This is a genomic window from Burkholderia lata (assembly GCF_902499335.1).
Taxonomy (GTDB): domain Bacteria; phylum Pseudomonadota; class Gammaproteobacteria; order Burkholderiales; family Burkholderiaceae; genus Burkholderia; species Burkholderia lata_B.
On sequence record NZ_CABVQK010000011.1, the window covers coordinates 244,591 to 266,564 of the forward strand.

18 protein-coding genes are annotated in these 21,974 nt (G+C 66.7%); 9 read left to right on the forward strand and 9 right to left on the reverse strand.

Features of this window, described 5'->3' with window-relative positions; genetic code table 11:
• Positions 1 to 37: 37 nt before the first annotated feature.
• Genes BCO18175_RS26920 through BCO18175_RS26930 form a run of 3 tightly spaced genes read right to left on the reverse strand, consistent with a single transcriptional unit; the run spans position 38 to position 2,270 of the window.
• Positions 38 to 796, reverse strand: a complete 759-nt coding sequence (locus BCO18175_RS26920) for an amino acid ABC transporter ATP-binding protein (protein ID WP_174985607.1) — start codon at positions 794 to 796, stop codon at positions 38 to 40.
• Positions 793 to 1,473, reverse strand: a complete 681-nt coding sequence (locus BCO18175_RS26925) for an amino acid ABC transporter permease (protein WP_174973903.1) — start codon at positions 1,471 to 1,473, stop codon at positions 793 to 795. The genes BCO18175_RS26920 and BCO18175_RS26925 overlap by 4 nt, the downstream gene beginning before the upstream one ends.
• Positions 1,474 to 1,487: 14 nt before the next feature.
• Positions 1,488 to 2,270: an amino acid ABC transporter substrate-binding protein gene (locus BCO18175_RS26930; protein ID WP_174985609.1), complete on the reverse strand. Its 783-nt coding sequence runs from the start codon at positions 2,268 to 2,270 to the stop codon at positions 1,488 to 1,490.
• Positions 2,271 to 2,596: 326 nt separating this feature from the next.
• Here BCO18175_RS26930 and BCO18175_RS26935 point away from each other — a divergent pair, with 326 nt between their 5' ends.
• The gene (locus tag BCO18175_RS26935) at positions 2,597 to 2,869 is read left to right on the forward strand and encodes a hypothetical protein (protein WP_174985611.1); all 273 of its coding nucleotides are present in this window, start codon (positions 2,597 to 2,599) and stop codon (positions 2,867 to 2,869) included.
• 89 nt (positions 2,870 to 2,958) lie between these two features.
• Here the strand turns inward: BCO18175_RS26935 and phnY are convergent, their stop codons facing one another.
• Both phnY and phnA read right to left on the reverse strand, forming a co-directional pair.
• Complete coding sequence (phnY, locus tag BCO18175_RS26940) at positions 2,959 to 4,413, reverse strand: phosphonoacetaldehyde dehydrogenase (protein ID WP_174985613.1); 1,455 nt, start codon at positions 4,411 to 4,413, stop codon at positions 2,959 to 2,961.
• Between the two features lie 29 nt (positions 4,414 to 4,442).
• On the reverse strand, positions 4,443 to 5,681 hold the full coding sequence (gene phnA / locus BCO18175_RS26945) for a phosphonoacetate hydrolase (RefSeq protein ID WP_174985615.1): 1,239 nt from the start codon (positions 5,679 to 5,681) through the stop codon (positions 4,443 to 4,445).
• 208 nt (positions 5,682 to 5,889) lie between these two features.
• Here phnA and BCO18175_RS26950 point away from each other — a divergent pair, with 208 nt between their 5' ends.
• The 6 genes from BCO18175_RS26950 to BCO18175_RS26975 all read left to right on the forward strand — a co-directional run bounded on the left by BCO18175_RS26950 (position 5,890) and on the right by BCO18175_RS26975 (position 13,147).
• Positions 5,890 to 6,945, forward strand: coding sequence for a putative 2-aminoethylphosphonate ABC transporter substrate-binding protein (locus tag BCO18175_RS26950; protein ID WP_174973899.1), 1,056 nt, complete (start codon positions 5,890 to 5,892; stop codon positions 6,943 to 6,945).
• A gap of 98 nt (positions 6,946 to 7,043) precedes the next feature.
• Entirely contained in the window at positions 7,044 to 8,135 is a 1,092-nt protein-coding gene (locus tag BCO18175_RS26955; RefSeq protein WP_174985617.1) for a putative 2-aminoethylphosphonate ABC transporter ATP-binding protein, read from the forward strand.
• Entirely contained in the window at positions 8,132 to 9,859 is a 1,728-nt protein-coding gene (locus tag BCO18175_RS26960; protein ID WP_174973895.1) for a putative 2-aminoethylphosphonate ABC transporter permease subunit, read from the forward strand. The genes BCO18175_RS26955 and BCO18175_RS26960 overlap by 4 nt, the downstream gene beginning before the upstream one ends.
• A 48-nt stretch (positions 9,860 to 9,907) precedes the next feature.
• Complete coding sequence (locus BCO18175_RS26965; protein WP_174985619.1) at positions 9,908 to 11,038, forward strand: 2-aminoethylphosphonate--pyruvate transaminase; 1,131 nt, start codon at positions 9,908 to 9,910, stop codon at positions 11,036 to 11,038.
• Positions 11,039 to 11,148: 110 nt separating this feature from the next.
• Complete coding sequence (locus BCO18175_RS26970) at positions 11,149 to 12,537, forward strand: FAD-dependent oxidoreductase (RefSeq protein WP_174985621.1); 1,389 nt, start codon at positions 11,149 to 11,151, stop codon at positions 12,535 to 12,537.
• Positions 12,538 to 12,874: 337 nt separating this feature from the next.
• Positions 12,875 to 13,147 (forward strand): hypothetical protein, encoded by a 273-nt coding sequence (locus BCO18175_RS26975; RefSeq protein WP_174985622.1) that lies wholly within the window; start codon positions 12,875 to 12,877, stop codon positions 13,145 to 13,147.
• Between the two features lie 76 nt (positions 13,148 to 13,223).
• Here BCO18175_RS26975 and BCO18175_RS26980 read toward each other — a convergent pair whose 3' ends face one another.
• On the reverse strand, positions 13,224 to 13,949 hold the full coding sequence (locus BCO18175_RS26980) for a phosphonate utilization associated transcriptional regulator (RefSeq protein ID WP_174916675.1): 726 nt from the start codon (positions 13,947 to 13,949) through the stop codon (positions 13,224 to 13,226).
• 213 nt (positions 13,950 to 14,162) lie between these two features.
• Positions 14,163 to 16,337: a phosphocholine-specific phospholipase C gene (locus BCO18175_RS26985; protein ID WP_174985625.1), complete on the reverse strand. Its 2,175-nt coding sequence runs from the start codon at positions 16,335 to 16,337 to the stop codon at positions 14,163 to 14,165.
• 229 nt (positions 16,338 to 16,566) lie between these two features.
• Between BCO18175_RS26985 and BCO18175_RS26990 the strand changes: the two genes are divergently transcribed.
• A complete protein-coding gene (locus tag BCO18175_RS26990) occupies positions 16,567 to 17,484 on the forward strand; it encodes a LysR family transcriptional regulator (RefSeq protein WP_174985627.1) in 918 nt (305 codons plus the stop codon).
• Positions 17,485 to 17,579: 95 nt separating this feature from the next.
• Here BCO18175_RS26990 and BCO18175_RS26995 read toward each other — a convergent pair whose 3' ends face one another.
• Positions 17,580 to 19,220 carry an L-lactate permease gene (locus tag BCO18175_RS26995; RefSeq protein ID WP_174985629.1) on the reverse strand — a complete coding sequence of 547 codons (1,641 nt, stop codon included), beginning with the start codon at positions 19,218 to 19,220 and terminating at the stop codon, positions 17,580 to 17,582.
• Between the two features lie 424 nt (positions 19,221 to 19,644).
• On the opposite strand from BCO18175_RS26995, the gene BCO18175_RS27000 reads away from it, so the two are divergent.
• Positions 19,645 to 19,956 (forward strand): DUF4148 domain-containing protein, encoded by a 312-nt coding sequence (locus tag BCO18175_RS27000; RefSeq protein ID WP_174916679.1) that lies wholly within the window; start codon positions 19,645 to 19,647, stop codon positions 19,954 to 19,956.
• A gap of 122 nt (positions 19,957 to 20,078) precedes the next feature.
• Here the strand turns inward: BCO18175_RS27000 and gshA are convergent, their stop codons facing one another.
• Entirely contained in the window at positions 20,079 to 21,692 is a 1,614-nt protein-coding gene (gene gshA / locus BCO18175_RS27005) for a glutamate--cysteine ligase (protein WP_174916680.1), read from the reverse strand.
• Between the last annotated feature and the right edge of the window lie 282 nt (positions 21,693 to 21,974).

Here is a 21,974-nt window from a genome sequence, read left to right on the forward strand (position 1 = left end):
CGCCCGCGGTGCCGCAAGGCGCTCGTCGCGTGCCGTGTCAAAACACCGGCGCGCCCTGCGCGAGCGTCGAGATGAACTTCGCGGTGCGCGGATCGCGCGGGTCGCCGAACAGGTCGCGCGACGCCCCGGCCTCGACGACGCGGCCCTCCGCGAGAAACACCGCGTCGTGCGCGATCGACGCGGCCAGGCGCAGGTCGTGCGTCGCCATCAGCATCGTCGTGCCTTCACGTGCGAGCTGGCGCAGCACCTCGACCACTTCGACGGACAGCTCCGGATCGAGCGCCGACGTCGGCTCGTCGCACAACAGCACCTGCGGCGACGGCGCAAGCGCACGGGCAATCGCGACACGTTGCTGCTGGCCGCCCGACAACGTACCGGGCCACGCGTCGGCCTTGTCCGCGATGCCGACCTTCTCGAGCAACGCGAGCGCGCGTTCGCGGGCCCGTTCGCGCGGCCAGCGCTGCACGGTGACGAGCCCTTCCATCACGTTCTGCACGACGCTCAGGTGCGGAAACAGCTGGAAGTTCTGGAACACCATGCCGGTCTGGCGGCGCACCGCGAACACGGCGTCGCGCGCCGGCCGGTGCGCCGGCGAGAAGTCGATGCGTGCGTCGCCGACCGTCAGCGCGCCCGTCTCCGGCACTTCGAGCAGGTTCACGCAACGCAGCAGCGTGCTCTTGCCGCTGCCGGACGGTCCGATCAGCGCCGTCACGCTGCCGGGCTGCAACGCGAGGTCGATCCCGTGCAGCACACGATGCGTGCCGAACGACTTGTCGATGCGTTCGAGCCGGATCATCGCAACTCCGCCTGGAACAGCGCGTGACGGCCGAAGCGGATTTCGAGGCGACGCTGCAGCGTGGACAGCACCGAGCTGAGCAGCAGATAGATCAGCGCGGCTTCGGTATAGAGAATCATCGGCTCGTAGGTCACGGCCGCGATCCGCTGCGCGGCCTGGAAGATCTCCGGCACGGTCAGCACGGCGGCGAGCGACGTGTCCTTCACGAGCGAAATGAACGAATTCGACAGCGCCGGCAGTGCAACGCGCGCGGCCTGCGGCAGGATCGCGCGGCGCAGCGCCTGCGGGCGCGTCATCGCCATCGAGTACGCGGCCTCCCACTGCCCCTTCGGAATCGATTCGATCACGCCGCGGATCACCTCGGCGTTGTACGCGCCGACGTTCAGCGAGAAGCCGATCACCGCGGCCGTCAACGGATCGAGCACGATGCCGACGCTCGGCAGGCCGTAGAAGATCACGAACAGCTGCACGAGCAGCGGCGAACCGCGAAACAACCAGATGTAGAAACGCACGACGGCCTGCGCCCAGCGCGGCCCGAACAGCCTCGTGAGCGCCGCGCCGAATGCGAGCAGCAGGCCGATCGCGAACGACGCGAGCGTGAGCGGAACCGTGAACACGAGCCCCGCAACCAGCAGGGGCCGCAGCGATTCCGCCATCAGATGAAGCCAGGCCGGCATCGTTCAGCCTCGCGTCACGGCTGCGACACGTCGCGGCCGAAATACTTGTGCGAGATCTTCGCGTAGGTGCCGTCGGCCTTGATGTCCGCGAGCGCCTTGTCGATCGCGGCCACCAGCGCCGGGCTGCCCTTGCGCAGCAGCACGCCCGATGCGTCGCTCGCGCCCCCCGTGTCGGTCGCCGCGATCTTCAGTTTCGCGTCCGGCTTGTGCTTGCGGAAATCGAGGTACGACAGCGAATCGTTGATCGTCGCGTCGACGCGCCCCGAGCTCAGCAGGTCGATCGATTCGTTGAAGCCCTGCACCGGCACGACGTCCGCGCCGTGCGCGGCCGCGAGCTTGCCGAAATTGCTGGTCAGCGTGTTCGCGGATTTCTTGCCCTTGAGGTCGTCGAACGAGCGGATCGTCGTGTTGTCCGCGCGCACGATCAGCACCGCGCGCGACGTGATGTACGGCGTCGAGAAATCGTATTTCGCCTTGCGCGCGTCGGTGATCGACACTTCGTTGACGACCGCGTCGTAGCGGTTCACGTCGAGGCCCGCGATCAGCCCGTCCCACTTGCCTTCGACGAACTGCGGCTTCACGCCGAGGCGTTGCGCGATCGCGGTCGCGATGTCGACGTCGAAGCCCGTCAGCTTGCCGGTTTCGTCGTGGTACGTGAAGGGCGCGTACGTGCCTTCGGTACCGACCCGGAACACGCCGGACGACTTGATCTGCGACAGGTCGTCGGCAGCCAGTGCGCTCGTGACCGAAACGGCCTGCAGCATGGCAACGACCAGGATGGAGCGAAGGAATTTCATGGTGCGGACCCCGAATGATTGGAGGGAATGATCCCGCGGCACGCGTGTGCCGTTCGAGAGGTCCGCGAATTCTACCGACGCGTCGAGGTCCCGCAAAAACGCAAATCGGCTATCGATATGAGCGCGTCGAATAACGCGCCGGCCAGCCACGCGCATCCCGCAGATGAAATCCGTCGCGATGCAGCACGGCGATCGTCCGACGATTCGTTACCGGCGGTTACAGAAGCGACATCGCGGTATCACCCATTCGGCATGCGCTTCGTACCATGAAGACAGGTGAACCTATTGCTCGCGGGCCTTGCCCCCACGAACGGAGTGAACGGCAAATGAAACGCATCCTGTTGTCCAGTGCCGTCGGCATCGCGGCCGCCTGCCTGTCGGCAAGCGCGTTCGCGCATGCCGACATCGGCGTGTACTTCGGCGTACCGGGGCCGGTGATCGAGGCACCGCCGCCTGTCTACTACACGCCGCCGCCCGTCGTGTACGAGCCGGCGCCCGTCTATTACGGCCCGTTCTACGGCGAATATCGCTATCGCCGCTACCGGCACGACAACGGCTGGCATCGCGGCTGGCGACATCACCGCGACGACGACGATTGACCGTCGCCTGACGCCCGTCGCAGCCGCATCCCGCCGGGGGACATTCCGCGCGCCGGCCTTCGAGCCGGCGCGCACGCATTACACATCACTTACCACGGCAGCGAATACGTCTTCGTATTCGTGAAGCTCTTCATCGCTTCCTGCACGCCTTCCTTGTACCCGAGCCCCGAATCCTTCACGCCGCCGAACGGTGTCAGTTCGAGCCGGTAGCCCGGCACTTCGCGCACGTTCACGCTACCGACTTCCAGCTCGGTGATGAAGCGCGTGATGGTGTCGAAGCGGTTCGTGCAGACCGACGACGACAACGCATAGTCGGTGCTGTTCGACATCCGGATCGCTTCATCGATGTCGCGGAAGCGCATGATCGGCGACACGGGGCCGAAGGTTTCGTACTTCACGAGCGGCATGTCGGGCGTCACGCGATCGATCACCGTCGGCGAATACAGCGCGCCGTTGCGGACGTTACCGACCAGCAACCGCGCACCGCGCGCGATCGCGTCGTTCACCTGCTGCTCGCAAAACTTCGCGGCCGCCTCGTCGATCACCGTGCCCATGTCCACCGACGGATCGGACGGATTGCCGTACGACCATGCACGCGTCTTCTCGACCACCAGTTCCGTGAAGCGATCGGCCACCGACTCGTGCACGAGCATCCGCTTGATCGCGGTGCAGCGCTGCCCCGAGTTCTTGTATGAACCCGACACCGCGAGCGTGCTCGCTTCGTCGAGATCGGCGTCTTCCATCACGATGATCGGATCGTTGCCGCCGAGTTCGAGCACCGCGCGCCGATAGCCCATCCGCGACGCGATCGACTTGCCGATCGACACACCACCCGTGAACGTGATCAGGTCGATCGCCGGGTTCGTGATCAGCTCGTCGGCGATCTCCCTTGGATCTCCGGTGAGCACTTGCAGCATCTGCGGCGGCAGGCCGGCTTCGTACAGGATGTCCGCGAACAGGTAGCACGACAGCGGCACCTTCTCCGACGGCTTCACGACGATCCGGTTGTTGGTCGCGACCGACGGCACGATCTTGTGCGCGACCTGGTTCATCGGGTGGTTGAACGGCGTGATCGCCGAAATCACGCCGAGCAGCGGATCGCGCTGCGTGTACACGCGGCGCTTCTTGCCGTGCGGGGTCAGGTCGCACGAGAAGATCTGCCCGTCGTCCTTCAGCACTTCACCGGCGCCGAACGTCAGCACGTCGGCGACGCGCCCCGCTTCGTACGTCGAATCCTTGATGCACAACCCGGCCTCGGCCGTGATCAGCGCTGCGATCTCGGCCGTGCGCGAGCGCACGATGTCGGCCGCGCGGCGCAGGATCGCCGCGCGATCGTGACGCGTGAGCGTCGGCCGGTAGGCACGCGCGGCCGCGAACGCGCGCCGCACGTCGTCCAGCGTCGCCTTCGGCACGGTGCCGACCAGCGAGCCGTCGTACGGGTTGCGCACTTCGATTACCGCGTCCCGGTGAATCCGTTCGCCGTCGATTCGCAGTGCTTCGCGACGAATCTCGCGGACGTCCGTCGATGCTGCAATGGCGTTCATGAGTGTGTCCCCTTGCGGATGCGTGCGCATCACTGCAGATGGTTGAGCGCGATGTCGATGATGTCGAAGTTGCGCAGCCGCGCGCGGCCCGTGACGTCGCTGGCGACCGGCTTGCTGAAGATCAGCGGCACGATCTGCTCGGAGATCCCGCCATGCGAGCGCAGCGGCACGTCGAGGCCCGACAGGTCGTGCTTGATGCGGCGCGTGCCGAGCACGACGTCCTGCTTCGAGATCACGATCAGATCGCCCATCCGCGCCGGCGGCAGCTCGAAGCGCGCGCAGCCTTCGGCGCCCGTCAGGACGACCTCGATGCCTTCGACCGCGGCGAGCCGTGCGCGCAGCGCCTCGGCATCGGCCGTCGCCGGCACGTAGACGGTCGCGAACGAGCCGAGCGCACCGTGGTGCACCACGTACGGATCGGTGATCGGCAGGATCACGCGCGCCGCATCCGCGCCGAGCCACTCGTCGAACAGCTCCTGCAGGTAGATCACGTTCGGCTCGCCGGTTTCATCGTCGTGCTTCGCGTTCATCCCGTGGTCGGCCGTGATCGCGACGATCGCGCCGAGTTCGTCGAGGCGCTGCAGGTACTTGTCCATCATCGCGTAGAACGCGTTCGCGCCTTCCGTGCCGGGCGCGCACTTGTGCTGCACGTAGTCGGTGGTCGACAGGTACATCAGGTCGATCGGGCGCGTCTCGAGCAGGCGCACGCCGGCCGCGAACACGAATTCCGACAGGTCCGCGCTGTACACGCTCGGCACCGGCTTGCCGACCAGCTCGAGCACGTTGTCGATGCCGTTTTCCTCGACGCTCGCCTCGCCGGCCTTTTCCGACGAGAAGCAGATGCCCTTCAGCCCCTTGCCGAGCAGGCGGCGCAGCTTGTCCTTCGCGGTGACGACCGCGACCTTCGCGCCTTGCTCCGCGAAGGTTGCGAGCACCGTGGGCGCGACCAGGTACTTCGGATCGTTCATCAGCACCTCGGCGCCGGTGTCGCGATCGTAGAAGTAGTTGCCGCTTATCCCATGCACCGCCGGCGGCACGCCTGTCACGATCGACAGGTTGTTGGGGTTCGTGAAGCTCGGCACCACGCACTCGCCCTTGAGCGCCGTGCCCGGCTTCAGCAGCGTGCGCAGGAACGGCGCGACGCCGGCCTCGGCCGCTTCTTCCAGATATTCGTATGCGCAGCCATCGACGCAGACGACCACCACGGGCCGGCTCATCCAGTTGTAGCGGCGGCCGTTCACTTCCACGGATACAGGCGTTTCATTCATGACGTTCATTCCTTTCAGGTCGAAGGGTAGAGCCGTCGGCGCCCGCGTCGCGCCGAAGGGAGGTGTTTTCCATGCTTGACATTAAAATTGATGATTTGTAGATTGTCAACAACATGCAGAGAACAGAAAGCAAAACAACGTAGCAGCAAGAGGGCTGGTCTCCACTCATCCGCCGCGTGCCGCGGCGCCACAGTCAAGGGGTCTGAAGATGAACGAAGTGCCGGTAAACAAGCGTTTGAACGCATGGGCGGCGGGCGCGGCCCGCTTCGCACTGGCCGCGGCGGTCGCGCTCGGCGCGGTGCAGGCGGCGCACGCGAAGACGTCGCTGCTCGTCTATACCGCGCTGGAAGACGAGGCGATGAAGCCCTACAAGGACGCGTTCGAGAAAGCGAACCCCGATATCGAGATCCGCTGGGTGCGCGACTCGACCGGCTCGGTCACCGCGAAGCTGCTCGCGGAGAAGAACAACCCGCGCGCGGACGTCGTGCTCGGCCTCGCCGCGTCGAGCCTCACGCTGCTCGACCTGCAGGGCATGCTGATGCCGTACACGCCGAAGGACTTCGACCAGCTCACGCGCAAATACAGCGACGCGAACACGCCGCCGCACTGGGTCGGCATGGACGTGTGGGGCGCGACGATCTGCTACAACCGCGTCGCCGCGCAGGCGAAGGGCATTCCGAAGCCGACGTCGTGGGAAGACCTGACGAAGCCCGTCTATAAAGGCGCGATCGTGATGCCGAGCCCGGTTTCGTCCGGCACCGGCTACCTCGACGTGACCGCGTGGCTGCAGACCTTCGGCGACGACCGCGGCTGGAAATTCATGGACGCGCTCGACAAGAACGTCGCGCAATACGTGCACTCGGGCTCGAAACCCTGCACGCTCGCCGGCACCGGCGAATTCCCGATCGGCATCTCGTTCGAGTTCCGCGGCCACGAACTGCAGTCGCAGGGCGCGCCGATCGATCTCGTGTTCCCGAAGGAAGGGCTTGGCTGGGACATGGAAGGCACGGCGATCATGAAAACGACGAAGCAGCCCGATGCCGCGAAGAAGCTGGCCGACTTCATGGCGAGCAAGGACGCGAACCAGATCACCGCGCGCTGGTGGGCGATCGTCGCGTATCCGGGCGTCGCACGGAAGCTGGCGGGCATCCCCGACAACTACTCGGACCTGCTCGTGAAGAACGACTTCGTATGGTCGGCGAAGAACCGCCAGACGATCCTCGATACGTGGCAGAAGCGCTACGGCGCGAAAGCGCAGCAGTAACGCGGCGACCGGCAGCGGGGCCGCGCCGCGCGCCGCCCCGCGTCACCCTTTCCATCGTCGAATCCGGCCCCCCGGGCCGCCCCAGCATGGAGGCGCGCATGGCACCTTATCTGAGCGTAGAACGCATCGAGAAGCGGTACAACGACACGCAGGTCCTGACCGACATCAACCTGAGCGTGATGAAGGGCGAAATGATCTGCTTCCTGGGGCCGTCCGGCTGCGGGAAGACCACGCTGCTGCGGATCATCGCGGGGCTCGAGACACAGAACGCCGGCCACATCATGCAGGACGGCCGCGACATCTCGCGGCTGCCGCCGCAACTGCGCGACTACGGGATCGTGTTCCAGTCGTACGCGCTGTTCCCGAACCTCACCGTGTACGACAACGTCGCGTACGGGCTCGTGAACCGCAAGATGAAGCGTGACGCGATCCACGAGCGCGTGCACACGCTGCTCGCGCTGGTCGGCCTGCCCGACAGCCATCGCAAGCATCCCGGCCAGCTGTCCGGCGGCCAGCAGCAGCGCATCGCGCTGGCGCGCGCGCTCGCCACGTCCCCCGGCCTGCTGCTGCTCGACGAGCCGCTGTCGGCACTCGACGCACGTGTGCGCGTGCGGCTGCGCCAGGAGATCCGCGCACTGCAGCAACGGCTCGGCGTGACGACGATCATGGTCACGCACGACCAGGAAGAAGCGCTGTCGATGGCCGACCGCATCGTCGTGATGAATCACGGCGTGATCGAGCAGATCGGCACGCCGCTCGAAATCTACCGGCAGCCCGCGTCGCCGTTCGTCGCGGACTTCATCGGCCGCGTCAACACGATCCTCGCCGAAGTCGCACCCGACGGCACGCTGCGCGCGGGCGCGGTCGGTCTCGACTGCCGCCATGGCATCGCACGCCCCGCGCAGGGTGCAGCCGTGTCGGTCTATGTGCGGCCGGAAGACCTGCGCATCCGCGTGCCGGGCGAGACGGCCGACAACGTGCTGGCCGGCCGCGTCGAGAAGCTCGAATTCCTCGGTGCGTTCTGCCGCGTGAGCTTCCGGATCGACGGGCTCGACGGCCAGGAAATCGTCGCCGACCTGTCGTATCACGACGTCGACCGCACCGGCGTGCAGGCCGGCGCGCGCATCGACCTCGCGCTCGATCGCGAGCATGTCCGCGTGTTCCCGAGCGCGAAGGAGCGACTGCAATGAGCACCGTCCTGACCGAGCGCCGCCGCGGCGCCTCCGCCCCCGCCGACGTGCGGCAGATCACCCACTGGCACGACCGCATCGCGCAGCTCGCGCTGCTGGCGATGGCCGCGCTGATGTCGCTGTTCCTGCTGCTGCCGCTCGCGCTCGTCGTGCAGAAATGCTTCGTCGATGCGGACGGGCGATTCGTCGGCGCGCACAACTTCGTCGAGTATCTCGAGGACAGCGGCGTGCTGCGCTCGATGCTGCATTCGCTGACGGTCGGCGCACTCGTCACGTCGATCGTCGTGCCGATGGCGTTCACGTTCGCGTATGCGCTGACGCGCTCGTGCATGCCGCTGAAGAACGCGGCGCGCACGATCGCGCTGCTGCCGCTGCTCGCGCCGACGCTGTTGTCCGCGGTGTCGTTCATCTACTGGTTCGGCAACGCGGGGCTGCTGAAGCCGCTGCTGCACGGCCATTCGATCTACGGGCTGCCGGGCATCGTGCTGAGCATGGTGTACGCGTCGTTCCCGCACGTGCTGATGATCCTCGTCACCGCACTGTCGCTTGCCGACGGCCGGCTCTACGAGGCCGCCGACGCGATGGGCACGCGCCGCATCCGCAAGTTCTTCACGATCACGCTGCCCGGCGCGAAGTACGGGCTGATCAGCGCGACGATGGTGGCGTTCACGATGTGCATCAACGACTTCGGTGTGCCGGTGGTGATCGGCGGCTCGTACAACGTGCTATCGACCGACATCTACAAGCTGATCATCGGCCTGCAGGATTTCAACCGCAGCGCGGTCGTGAGCCTGATGCTGCTGTGCCCCGCCCTCGTTGCATTCGGCGTCGACTTCTTCATCCGCCGCCGCCAGCAGTCGCAGCTCGGCGCGCGCTCGACGCCGTACCAGCCAAAGCCGTCGCGCGGCTTCGACGCCGCGATGCTCGCGTACTGCGGAATCGTGTGCGCGTTCTTCATCGCGGTGGTCGGCATCTCGGTGTTCGCGTCGTTCGTGAAGTTCTGGCCGTACCAGATGAGCCTCGGGCTGCAGCACTACAAGATGGGGCTGATCGGCGCCGGCATCTTCGACGCGTACAAGAACAGCCTGCGGATGGCCGCGACGGTGGCGCTCGGCGGCACGATCGTCGTGTTCGGCGGGGCGTACCTGATCGAGAAGACGCGCGGCGCGCGATGGTTGCGCGGCTTCATCGCCCTGTGCGCGATCCTGCCGATGGGCGTGCCGGGGCTCGTGCTCGGCATCAGCTACATCTTCCTGTTCAACGCGCCCGGCAATCCGCTGAACGGGTTGTACGGCTCGTTGTGGCTGCTCGCGATCGTCACGGTGGTGCACTACTACGCATCGAGCCACCTGACCGCCGTCACCGCGCTCAGGCAGATCGACAGCGAATTCGAGGCTGTGTCCGCGTCGCTGAAGGTGCCGTTCTACAAGACCTTCCTGCGCGTGACCGTGCCCGTGTGCCTGCCCGCGATCCTGCTGATCGCGCGCTACCTGTTCGTCAACGGCATGACGACGGTCTCGGCCGTCGCGTTCCTCTACTCGCCCGACACGCAGCCCGCGTCGGTCGCGATCCTGAACCTCGACGACGCGGGCCAGATGGGCCCGGCCGCCGCGATGGCCACGCTCGTGCTCGCGACGTCGTCGTTCGCCTGCGTGCTGTTCGCGTGCATCTCGCATCGACTGTTGCGCCGCACGCAGGCCTGGCGCAACCCGCATCGCCGTTGATTCTTTGACCGTATTCACGTGACGTCCCGACTTCATCAAGGAGACACCATGACGCTCGCCGCCCAGCCCATCCTGCTCACCCCTGGCCCCCTGACGACCTCCGACACCACGCGCGACGCGATGCTGCGCGACTGGGGATCGTGGGACAGCGACTTCAACGCGATCACCGCGCGGCTGCGCGAACGCCTGCTGCAGATCGTGCACGGCGAAGGCACGCACGAATGCGTCCCGCTGCAAGGCAGCGGCACGTTCTCGGTCGAAGCGGCACTCGGCACGCTCGTGCCGCGCGACGGCCACGTGCTCGTGCCGAACAACGGCGCGTACTGCCAGCGCATCGCGAAGATCTGCCGCGTGCTCCGCCGCAAGCTCACGACGATCGACTACAGCGAGGATCGCCGCGTCGATCCGGCCGACGTCGAGCGTGCGCTCGCGGCCGATCCGACCATCACGCACGTCGCACTCGTGCATTGCGAAACGGGTGCCGGCGTGCTGAACCCGCTGCACGACATCGCGCAGGTCGTCGCGAAGCACGGCCGCGCGCTGATCGTCGACGCGATGAGCTCGTTCGGCGCGATCGACATCGACGCGCGCACGACGCCGTTCGACGCGGTGATCGCCGCATCCGGCAAATGCCTCGAAGGCGTGCCGGGGCTCGGCTTCGTGATCGCGAAGCGCAGCGCGCTCGAACGCTGCGAAGGCAACAGCCACTCGCTGGCGATGGACCTGTACGACCAGTGGGTCTACATGCAACGCACGACGCAATGGCGCTTCACGCCGCCGACGCACGTGGTCGCGGCGCTCGACGCGGCCGTCACGCAATACGTCGACGAAGGCGGGCTCGCTGCACGCGGCGGCCGCTACCAGCGCAACTATCGCGCGCTGATCGACGGGATGCTCGCGCTCGGCTTCCGGCCGTTCCTCGGCCCGGCGATCCAGGCGCCGATCATCGTCACGTTCCATGCGCCGGACGATCCGAACTACGACTTCAAGCGGTTCTACCAGGAGGTCAAGCAGCGCGGCTACATCCTGTATCCGGGCAAGCTGACCGAGGTCGAGACGTTCCGGGTTGGCTGCATCGGCCACTTCGGCGAAGCCGGCATCCCGGGCGCCGTCGCCGCGATCGCCGACACGCTGCGCGCGATGGGCGTGCGCCGCGTGTCGGCCGAAGCGGCCGCCTGACGTGACGCAATACGACGCGATGTGACGTACCCCGCCGCGTGCGCGTTCGCATGCGGCGGCCAGGTTTTTCGGGCCGTGCGCGGCACGGCCCCTTTTCGACGAACCCTGCCATGCGACCCTTCTGGATCGAACAAGCGCTGTTCAACGACGGCGATCTCGCCCCCGCGCTGCAAGGCGAGACGCGGGCCGACGTGTGCATCGTCGGCGGCGGCTTCACCGGGCTCTGGACGGCGATCCAGGCGAAGCAGCAAAACCCCGCGCTCGACATCGTGATCGTCGAGGCCGATCTGTGCGGCGCCGGTGCGAGTGGTCGCAACGGCGGCTGCCTGCTCACGTGGTCCGCGAAATTCCTGACGCTGCGGCGGCTGTTCGGCGAAGCCGAGGCGATCCGGCTCGTGAAGGCATCCGAAGCGGCCGTGCAGCACATCGCCGATTTCTGCCGCGCGCACGACATCGATGCCGAGCTGCGGCTCGACGGCACGCTGTACACCGCGACGTCGCGCGCGCAGGTCGGCACGCTCGCGCCGGTACTCGACGCGCTCTCCGCGTGCGGCATCCACAGCTACGAGCCGCTGCCACCCGCCGAAGTCGCGCGCCGCTCGGGTTCCGCACGCAATCTCGACGGTGTCTACTCGCCGATCGCCGCGACCGTGCATCCCGGCAAGCTCGTGCGCGGGCTGCGCCGCGTCGCGCTCGCGATGGGCATCCGGATCTACGAACGCACGCCGCTGCTCGACTTCACGCCCGGCCAGCCGGCCGTCGTGCGCACACCGTCCGGCAGTGTGAGCGCGGGCAAACTAGTGTTCGCGATCAACGCGTGGATGGCGAGCCGCTTCCCGCAGTTCGAACGCACGATCGCGGTCGTGTCGAGCGACATGGTCATCACCGAGAAATGCCCGGAACTGCTCGCGAAAACGGGGCTCGTGGACGGCGTGTCGGTGCTCGATTCGCGGATCTTCGTCTACTACTACCGCACCACCGCCGACGGGCGGCTGATGCTCGGCAAGGGCGGCAACACGTTCTCGTGGCGCAGCCGCATCGCGCCCGTGTTCGACCGGCGCTCGCCGTACGAGGCGCAGCTCACGCAAAGCCTGCGCGAATTCTTTCCGTCGCTTGCGGGCGTGCCGGTCACGGCGAGCTGGAACGGGCCGTCGGATCGCTCGGTCACCGGCTTTCCGTTCTTCGGCCGCCTCGACGACGCGCCGAACGTGTTCTACGGCTTCGGCTACTCGGGCAATGGCGTGGGGCCGACCTACATGGGCGGGCAGATCCTGTCGTCGCTGGTGCTCGGCCTCGACAACGCGTGGACGCGCAGCCCGATCGTGCGCGGCCCCCTCGGTCATTTCCCGCCGGAGCCGATCCGCTATGTCGGCGCGCACGTCGTACGCAATGCGATCCGCCGCAAGGAGCGCGCGGAGGACGAGAGCCGGCAGCCGGCCGTTGTCGACACGTGGCTCGCGAAGTTTGCGAGCGCGGCCGGGAAGGCCGATAAGGCGTGACCGTCGGGGCAATGCGATAGGGGGAAAAATACGATCGGCACGCCAGGACTGCCGCGTCGTCGTTTTTTAGCTCACGCATCACGCGGATAACGAAAAAGGGAAGCCCCTCCGTAGAACACGTCAAATCACTGATGCAGTGTTCTTTTAATCAGACAGGTAATTGTTTAGATAACTGCACGCCAATAAGACATGTCTTGATGCGAACCGGATTGACGAGGCATGCGCTGTGCGGCATGCCTTTTTTTTGTCATTTCAGCATCTTGATTTTACGACTCCACACAAGATGTTAGGATTTCACGCGCTCAGAATTGATTGGAATCTGACGATACCCGAAGAAATGACGCGCTTTCTGCTATTGGCGATACTCACCGTGGTGATCGGTGCGTGCTCGAAACATCGAGATGAGAAATGGACGGTGCTTCAGGATATGCCTGCCTTCGCCGAACCGAACGACGATAGAACCCTGCCGATCTTCAAGGTCAAAAAAGGCGAGGCCTGTGTTCCGCTAGCGGATCGTGTTGCCAAGATTTACGCCTATACACAAGTGCATTGCGAATCCGGTACGGGCTGGGTCCTGGACGATTTCTTCGATAAACACGGCGGCAAGTAATCGCCTGCCGGCAATCACCGTATTCAGCCCGGGCACCGTCGGTTTCGACCCGAACCGCGACACGTATCGTGTCCGCTCACGCGCCGGCCCTTTCCCGCGCCGCCTTCCCCGCCGCCGGCAGCCCCTGCTCGTGCGTGCGGCGCATGCGCGCAAGACCGTGCGAGACGTGCTCGCGCACGAGCGCCACGGCCTGCTCCTCATCGCCGCCCGCAAGCGCCTGCACGATCTTGTCGTGCTCGGCCGCGGACACGGCGATCGCATCCTCCTCGGCCTCGATCGCGGCCTGGCGCAGCAGCCCGAGCTGGCGCACGAGCCGGCGGTAGGTATCGGTGAGGTGCGTATTGCCGACGCCGACGACCATCGCGTCGTGGAACTGCACGTTCAGCTCGGTATAGCGCGTGACGTCGTGCGTCTTCGCGGCGTCCTTCATCGACTGGATGATGCCCTTCAGCACCTTCAGCGTGTCGGGCGAGATGCGCTTTGCAAGCGCGCGCGCGACCGACTCGTCGAGCATCGCACGCACTTCGTAGATCTCCTCCGCCTCGCGCAGCGGCACGACGCGCACCGTTACGCCGCGGTTCTTCTCGTTGCGCAGCAGGCCGGCCTGTTCGAGCGCGCGGAACGCTTCGCGCACGGGGCCGCGCGACACGTTCAGCTTGGTCGCGATGTCGACTTCGTTGAGCTTCTCGCCGGGCGCGTATTCGCCTGAGACGATCGCGCGCTCGAGCATGTCCTGGACGATCATCGCGAGCGACTGGCTTTGCAGGAGTTCGATGGCGCTAAGCGCGTTCGGGGCAGTCATGGTCGGGCGGGCAGCGACGCTGCGGTAGAAAACGAGGGCGCCATATCGGCGAATGATCCTTATATACCCTCGGCCCGACACATTGTCAACAGTCTTCAGTCTCCAAAAGCCAATTCCACCTGCCGGAACGCAACCGAAACGCAGCCGGCAGCCGGCAGGCGACGGTCGCGCGGCGGGCTGACCTCACCCGCCTCGCGCGACGCGCGGCAGCCGTCAGGCCGTCGTGTGTTTCACCGGCCCCGGATCGCTGTGGCTCGGCCGGCCCGTCTCGACGTGGCCCGCGAAGCGGCGCACGACCTTGTCGTCGCCGCCGCGCAGCGTCGTCGCCGTGATCGTCAGATCGTACCAGCCGTGGCTCGACGACAGCTCGAAGTGATCCTCGATGCGCTCGCCCGGCTCCAGCGTGTAGGTCCGCGCATGCTTGTGGCTGTATGCGTTGTCGACCGTCACGCGGCACGTCGCGCGCCCGCTGTTTCGCAGTTGCAGGTACACGTGGCGATTGCGCACGTCGTAGCCGATCCGTGCTTCGGGGTTCGCGTGGCGGCTGTCCGCCGCGAGCCGCGTGTTGCCCTGGAACTCGCACAGATAGCCGTTCGGGCCGTAGGCCGCGAGATGGTAGTCGCCGCGCGCGGCCGACGTGTTCCACGTGTCGACGAAGCGGTCGTGCGCGGACACCGCATAGCGGCGCGGCGGCGTCGTCGGGTTGCGGCGGTCGTACACGTAGAAAGCCGCGCCTGCGTCACCGGTGTTCGCGAAGTCGAGCGACACGCTGTCGTCGTGCCCGCTCACGCGGCTGTGCACGAACAGCTCGTACGGCAGCGCACGCGCCGGACGCGTGCCGGGCTCCTGCGCCGGCATCGACTGCTGCGCGGGCACCTGGTACGCCTGGCCGGCCGTCGCGATGTGCTGCGGCACCGTGAAGCTCACCGTGCGCGTGTCGGGGCGTGCGGAGAAGTCGAATGCCGACGTGAGGTCGCCGCAGATCGACCGGCGCCACGCGCTGATGTTCGGCTCCTTCACGCCGAAACGCGCCTCGAGGAAACGCAGCACCGACGTATGGTCGAACGTCTCCGAGCACACCCAGCCGCCCTTCGTCCACGGCGAGATGATGATCAGCGGCACGCGCGGCCCGAGGCCGATCGGCTGGATGCCGCCCGGGTCCGCGCCCGGCACGAGCGGGCTCATCTCGCCCGGGTACTTGTTCAGGTCGAGCAGCTCATCGCCGAGATTCGACAGCAGGTTCGACGACACGATGCCCTGGCCGCCCACACCGCTCGAGACCGGCGGCACCGGCGGCACGACGTGGTCGAACAGCCCGTCGTTCTCGTCGTAGTTGAGGATGAACACCGTCTTCGCCCACACCTCGGGGTTCGACGTCAGCGCCTCGAGCACCATGTTGATGTAGAACGCACCGTCGGTCGGCGATGCCTGCGGGTGCTCGCTGTACTTGTACGGCGACACGATCCACGACACCTGCGGCAGCCGGTTCGCCTGCACGTCGGCCTTCAGCTCGGCGAGCGTGTGGTCCGACGCGCCCTTGTCGACCAGCGGGCCGCTCGCGCCTTCCTTCACCTGGAAGCGCTTGAAGAACATCAGCGAGTTGTCGGTGTAGTTGTCGGTCGGGTCGCCCGGGATGCCCGTGCCGCCCTGGTACACCTTCCAGCTGATCTTCGCGTTCTCGAGGCGTTCCGCGTAGGTCGTCCACGTGTAGCCGTTCACGTCGTCGCGCTCGCCGATGCCCGGGCCGTTCGGCGGGCTGCCGTAGATGTTGCGCGGGTCGACCGTGCCGGTCCACAGGTAGATGCGGTTCGGCGCGGTGTCGGCATGCGCGGAGCAGAAGTACGAATCGCAGATCGTGAACGCGTCGGCCAATGCGTAGTGGTACGTGAGATCCTGGCGCTTCAGGTAGCCCATCGTCAGCACGTCCTGCTTCTGGTTCACCCACTGATCCCACTGGCCGTTGTTCCAGGACAGGTGGCCGCTGCTCCAGCCGTGGTTGGTGCCCGGCTGGAATTCGGTCGTCTGCTTCGGATCGAGGTAGAACGGCAGCACGTACGGCGCCGACGGATCGAGGCCGCGCGAATGGTAGTTCTTCGTGAACACCGACGCCGGCGGCTGCTGCCACACCGGCGCGCCGCTCGGCAGCAGGTGCGGGCGCGGATCGTTGAAGCCGCGCACGCCGCGCAGCCCGCCGAAGTAATGGTCGAACGAACGGTTTTCCTGCATGAAGATCACGACGTGTTCGACGTCGCGAATCGTGCCCGTGCGATAGGCGGCCGGCATCGCCAGCGCATTGCGGATCGCGGGCGGAAAGCCCGCGTAGGCGGCCATCGCGCCGGCCGACTGCGCGGCGAGGCGCAGGAAATCGCGTCGATTGTTCGAGGACATGAAGAGAACCCTGTTGTCGATAGGAGTGGGGGCGCCGGTCGAGCGGGGCCGGCGGTGGTGCGTTGCCGCTATTACCCCGCATCGGCGTGTCCCGGCCGTGACCGGTTACCGCAGGTTTCTTTTGGTTACCCACAAGAATTTTTTCGAAGCGACGCACGACGCGCCTTTCATCCGGCCGACATACGCATGCGCTACGCTGACGCGCGATACAGAGGGGAGAAGCCGAGTCGTGTTCGATCAGCTGAAGGCGTTCCACGCGACCGTCCGGCAGGGCAGCATCACGCGCGCCGCGCGCCACCTGGGCGTGAGCCAGCCGACGATTGCCGCACAGATCCGGCAGGTCGAGCAGGTGTACGGCGTCGAGCTGTTCTACCGCAGCGGCCGCAAGCTCGAGGTCACCGAGACGGGCATCGAGCTGCTGCCGCTCGTCGAGAAGATGATCGCGCTCGAGGCGCAGGCCGACATCATGCTGCGCAACGTCGGCGGCCTGTTCGAAGGCCACCTGCGGATCGGTGCGACGGGGCCGTACTACATCATGGACGCGGTCGGCCGCTTCTCGAACGCGCATCCGTCGATCGCGCTCACGTGCCGGATCGGCAATTCCGAGGAGATCCTGCAGTCGCTGCAGGAATTCCGCATCGACCTCGCCGTCTCGTCGCAGCGCAACGATGCCGAAGGCCTCGAACGCAAGGTGATCTCGACCGACCCGCTCGTGCTCGTCGTGCATCGAACGCATCCGCTCGCGCGTTTCGACACGATCGAGCCGGCGCAGCTCGCCGACGTGCGGCTGCTGATTCGCGAGGAAGGCTCGGTCACGCGCCGCTGCACGGAGACGATTCTCGCGACGGCCGGCGTCGCGGCCGTCTCGGTGGCCGAGATCGGCAGCCGCGAAGCGATCCGCGAGGCGATCCTGCACGGCGTGGGCGGCAGCCTGTTTCCGCTCGGCGAGGCCGAACGTCATCCGGATTTGCGCGTGATCGCGCTGCGCGGCGTCGACACGACGATCGACGAATACGTGTACTACCTGAAAGCGCGCCGCCAGAGCCCGGCGATCGACGCGTTCCTCGCGTGCATCCTGCCCGCCGGCAGCGACGCGGCCGGGGCGGATGAAGCAGGACGAACGGCGCGGCGGGCGAACGCGCGCTGAACTGCCGCGCGTTCGCCGGTTCCGCACTTGACTGGCGCTTTTCTCGCGCCTTCCCTCGTTTTTCCTCGTGCCTTCCTTCTGTCGTTGCGCTCACATCACTTCGGCAGTGCCGGAATCATCCACGTCAGCACGTGCTGCTGCAGGAACACGAGCACGCCGAGCAGCAGCGTGAGGATCACGCTGTGCCAGAACGTGCGCGCGAACACGACACCCTCCTGCCCTTTCAGGTCCGTCGTCGACACGCCCGTCGCGATGTTCTGCGGCGAGATCATCTTGCCCATCACGCCGCCCGACGAGTTGGTCGCGGCCATCAGCACCGGATCGAGGCCGAGCTGCCGCGCGGCGACGACCTGCAGGTTGCCGAACAGCGCGTTGCCCGACGTGTCGCTGCCGGACAGGAACACGGCGATCCAGCCGAGCGACGCGGACACCAGCGGGAACAGCGCGCCCGTCGACGCGACGCCGGTGCCGAGCGTGTAGCTGATCCCCGAGTAGTTCAGCAGGTACGCGAGCCCGACGATCATCATCACCGTGACGATCGCGATCCACGTCTGCCGCCAGGTCTTCGCCACGCATTCGAAGAAATCGCCGACGCCGGTGCGCGTCAACGCGGCCGTGATGATCGCGGACAACAGGATTGCGGTGCCCGTGCCGAGCGGCTGGAAGTCCCAGATCGCCGCATACGGCTTGTGGTACAGCGACACGAACACCGCGTTGTGCAGGCCCGGCCACTTGATCTTCACGTCGCCGATCGCCGCGATGTTCGCGTGCACCCATACGATCACGACCACCGACACGACGAGCCACGGCAGCCAGCCGCCGAAGCCCGCGCGCGCGGCGCCGGCCGTTGCCGGCACGCTGCGCGCGAGCGCGTATTCCGGATCGGGCTGCGGCTTCCACAGCTGCAGGAAGCCGATCGTGACGATCAGCGACGTGAGCGACGACAGTACGTCGGTGAGCTGGTAGCCGAGGAAGTTCGACGTGACGAACTGCGCGATCGCGAAGCTGCCGCCCGACACGAGCAGCGCGGGCCACAGCTTCGAGATCGAGCGCAGCCCGCCGTATGCGCCGACCACGTAGAACGGCAGCAGCAGCGCGAAGAACGGCAACTGGCGGCCGACCATCTGCGCGAGTGTCGCGGGCGGCAGCGACGTCACCGCGCCGAGCACGGTGATCGGCACACCGAGCGCGCCGAACGCGACCGGCGCCGTGTTGAACAGCAGCGTATAGGTGAGCGCTTCGAGCGCGGGGAAGCCGAGCGCGATCAACAGTGCGCTCGTGATCGCGACCGGTGTGCCGAATCCCGAGATCCCTTCGAGCAGGCAGCCGAACGAGAACGCGACGACGAGCAGCACGAGGCGGCGATCGTCGGGCAGGTTGTCGAGCATCCACTGCCGGAACTGGTCGAAGCGGCCCGACTTCACCGCGATGTTGTACAGCAGCAGCGCGTTGAAGACGATCCACATCACCGGCACGACCGCGAGCGCCATGCCCGCGCCGACCGCGTTGAACGCGAGCCCGGCCGGCATGCCCCATGCGCCGATCGCGACCGCGAGGCCCGCGACGAGCCCGGCGAGCGAGGCCTGCCACGCGGGGCGGCGCAACACGCCGAGCGCGATCAGCGCGACCGCGATCGGGATCGCGGCGACGATGAAGGACAGCAGCAGCGAGTTGGCGACCGGCGTCAACGGCTGTGCGAAGACGATGCCGGGCGGTAGGGCGTCGGTGGGGTTCATCGTGTCTCCAAAGTCGCCCCGGGTCGGCGCTGCCGCGCCCTCCCGGATTCGGTACAAAGCGGTCGTTCTCCGGTCACGACAACGATCAGGCGCTTGCGCACGCAACGACGTCGCCCGGCCAACCGATCGGTCGCTTAAAAGAGGTTAGGAGGCGCGCGGCGCTTGTACAAGGGGGACAAGCCCGATGCGTGCCGACCCGATACGGACCAGCCGCCACACGCTGGCCGGCAGCGGGCAGGCCGCTGTCGCATTCGACAGGAAACCCGTCACGAGCGACTCACGCGTGCAATGTTGCACATGCGGCAAAGGTGCCTGACGGTGAGCGGGATGTTTCGATTGGCGTCCGAAGCCTAGACTGGTCGCATCGATTCCGCCCGCGCCTGCCACGGCAGGCACGGCACCGGAACCTCTGGGAGTGAACACGATGAAGACGATGAAACAGGCGGCATGCGCATGCGTGCTGATCGGCGCGGCCTTCGCCGCTCACGCGCAGGCCGCATCGACGCTGACGCGCGCCGAGGTCCGCCAGGAACTCGTGGAGCTTCAGGCCGCCGGCTACCGGACGAGCCTCGCCAGCAGTCCCGACTTTCCGGAAACCATGCAGGCGATCATGCACCGTGCCGCGCAGGCACGCGGCGAGGACGCCGGCTACGGCAGCGAAGGCGGGGCAAACGTGGAATCGGGCAAGCCGGCGCTGCCGCACGCGATCGACCGCGGCACCTACGCGCATCACTGACGGCTGATCGAACCGGATCGAGCCGGATCGAACCGGATCGAGCGCACAACGGTGCGACCCGACCGGCGACGGAGATACGCATCGTGCACCGCGCCGACCGACGCGGTGCACGTGCGCAAACATCACACGCTGAAGCGGTTCAGCGTATAGGCGCGATAGGCCGCGACGAACGCGTCGAACGATCCGGCCTCCTTCGCTTCAAGCTCGGCCTGCTCGGCCAGCGATTTCGCGGCGAGCGCCTGCTCGGTGCGCAGCGTATCCGCCGACGGCGGATGTGCGCGGAAATGCGCGGCATGCGCTTCGCTCTGCGCCAGCGCGAACCCGAGGAACGACTGGCCGCGCTCGCGCATTGTGCGCAGCACGTGCGCCGACGGCGTGCGCTCCGGATCGGCGAGCTTCTCGCGTTGCGCGGCGATCGCGCGCACGTGCTCGTCGCCGCCGCGGATTTCGTCGAGACGACGGCCGATGGTTTCGATATCGGCCATCAGTTCGTCCGCCCATGCCTGCAGCGTGACCGGCTCACCGTCGCGCTGCAGCGTGAGCCCCGGCTTGCGCCCTTCCATCGTCACGCTGCCGAAGTTCGCGTTCGCTTCCTTGTACGCGGGGCAGTCGAGCGCCGGGCTCTCGTCGAGCGCGCACGCGAGCAGGAACGCGTCGATGAAGCGCGCGGTTTCCAGTGCGATACCGGTCGGCTCGAACGGATCGATGTCGAGACAGCGCACCTCGATGTACTGCACGCCGCGCGATGCGAGCGCATGCAGCGGCCGCTCGCCCGAATACGTGACGCGCTTCGGCCGGATCGTCGAGTAGAACTCGTTCTCGATCTGCAGCACGTTCGTGTTGATCTGGATCCACTCGCCGTCGCGATGCGTGCCGATCGCCTCGTAGGCCGGATACGGCTCGCTCACGGCCTTCGACAGCGCGTCGAGATAGCCGGGCAGCGTGTTGTAGTCGACGTGCAGCGCGGCCTGGGCGGTCGTGTTCGAGTAGCCGAGATCGCTCATCCGCAGGCTCGTCGCATACGGCAAGTACAGCGTATCGGCATCGAACGTGTCGAGCTTGTGCGGCTTGCCGCGCAGGAACTTCGTGTCGAGCGCCGGCGACGCGCCGAACAGGTACATCAGCAGCCAGCTGCGGCGGCGGAAGTTGCGGATCTGCGCGAGATAGCGTTCCGACTGGTAATCGACGAGCGTGGCCGTCGAGCCCTCTTCCGCATGCAGGCGCCGCCACACTTCCTCGTGCAGCGAGTAGTTGTAGTGGATGCCGGCGATGCACTGCATCGTGCGGCCGTAGCGATACGCGAGGCCGCGCCGGTACACCGTCTTCAGGCGGCCGATGTTCGACGTGCCGTAGTCGGCGATCGGAATCTGGTCATCGGCCGGCAGCAGGCCGGGCATCGAGTCGTTCCACAGCATCTCGTCGCCGAGCGACGCATACACGTAGCGATGCAGATCGTCGAGACGTTCGAGCGTGATCGCGGCGTCGCCTTCCGCGGGCGTGATCAACTCGATCAGCGCTTCGGAATAGTCGGTCGTCAGCGACGGATGCGTGAGCGCCGAACCGAGCGCGCGCGGATGCGGCGTGAACGCGATCATCCCGTCGCGCGTCACGCGCAGGCTTTCCTTTTCGATGCCGCGCAGGCCGTCGGGCAGATGCTGCCGCGTCGGGCCCGAGCTCAGTGCTTCGAGGCGATTCAGCAGCAGTTCGGACTGGCGGTGAGTCATGGTGTTCGACATGGAGACGCAAGTGCGTGACGGCCGCGCGCAGAACGCCGCGCGCGGCCGGCTGGATTGTTGGTCGCTTCGTTGGTAGCGGGCACTTTAACATCTCGCCGAAACACGCGCTTGAGGTGGCTCCGGGCATGGTGCGCGGGCCGGAGCGGGCCGCCGGACGGGCCGGTCGCGGCGGTCGCCGCATCTGCCACCGGTTCCAGGCGGCGGCGACGAGCACGCCGGTTACGCGAATTCGTCCGACGGAACGTGACGCGCGAACGGGTGGCGGCAGGTGCAACCATGCCG

Coding starts and splice junctions, on each gene's coding strand:
- gshA (WP_174916680.1), bottom strand. CDS start 21,692: ATGTCGAACACCATGACTCACCGCCAGTCCGAACTGCTGCTGAATCGC.
- BCO18175_RS26960 (WP_174973895.1), top strand. CDS start 8,132: ATGAGCACCGTCCTGACCGAGCGCCGCCGCGGCGCCTCCGCCCCCGCC.
- BCO18175_RS26980 (WP_174916675.1), bottom strand. CDS start 13,949: ATGACTGCCCCGAACGCGCTTAGCGCCATCGAACTCCTGCAAAGCCAG.
- BCO18175_RS26920 (WP_174985607.1), bottom strand. CDS start 796: ATGATCCGGCTCGAACGCATCGACAAGTCGTTCGGCACGCATCGTGTG.
- phnY (WP_174985613.1), bottom strand. CDS start 4,413: ATGAACGCCATTGCAGCATCGACGGACGTCCGCGAGATTCGTCGCGAA.
- BCO18175_RS26930 (WP_174985609.1), bottom strand. CDS start 2,270: ATGAAATTCCTTCGCTCCATCCTGGTCGTTGCCATGCTGCAGGCCGTT.
- BCO18175_RS26955 (WP_174985617.1), top strand. CDS start 7,044: ATGGCACCTTATCTGAGCGTAGAACGCATCGAGAAGCGGTACAACGAC.
- BCO18175_RS26970 (WP_174985621.1), top strand. CDS start 11,149: ATGCGACCCTTCTGGATCGAACAAGCGCTGTTCAACGACGGCGATCTC.
- BCO18175_RS27000 (WP_174916679.1), top strand. CDS start 19,645: ATGAAGACGATGAAACAGGCGGCATGCGCATGCGTGCTGATCGGCGCG.
- BCO18175_RS26975 (WP_174985622.1), top strand. CDS start 12,875: ATGACGCGCTTTCTGCTATTGGCGATACTCACCGTGGTGATCGGTGCG.
- BCO18175_RS26965 (WP_174985619.1), top strand. CDS start 9,908: ATGACGCTCGCCGCCCAGCCCATCCTGCTCACCCCTGGCCCCCTGACG.
- phnA (WP_174985615.1), bottom strand. CDS start 5,681: ATGAATGAAACGCCTGTATCCGTGGAAGTGAACGGCCGCCGCTACAAC.
- BCO18175_RS26925 (WP_174973903.1), bottom strand. CDS start 1,473: ATGCCGGCCTGGCTTCATCTGATGGCGGAATCGCTGCGGCCCCTGCTG.
- BCO18175_RS26935 (WP_174985611.1), top strand. CDS start 2,597: ATGAAACGCATCCTGTTGTCCAGTGCCGTCGGCATCGCGGCCGCCTGC.
- BCO18175_RS26985 (WP_174985625.1), bottom strand. CDS start 16,337: ATGTCCTCGAACAATCGACGCGATTTCCTGCGCCTCGCCGCGCAGTCG.
- BCO18175_RS26995 (WP_174985629.1), bottom strand. CDS start 19,220: ATGAACCCCACCGACGCCCTACCGCCCGGCATCGTCTTCGCACAGCCG.
- BCO18175_RS26950 (WP_174973899.1), top strand. CDS start 5,890: ATGAACGAAGTGCCGGTAAACAAGCGTTTGAACGCATGGGCGGCGGGC.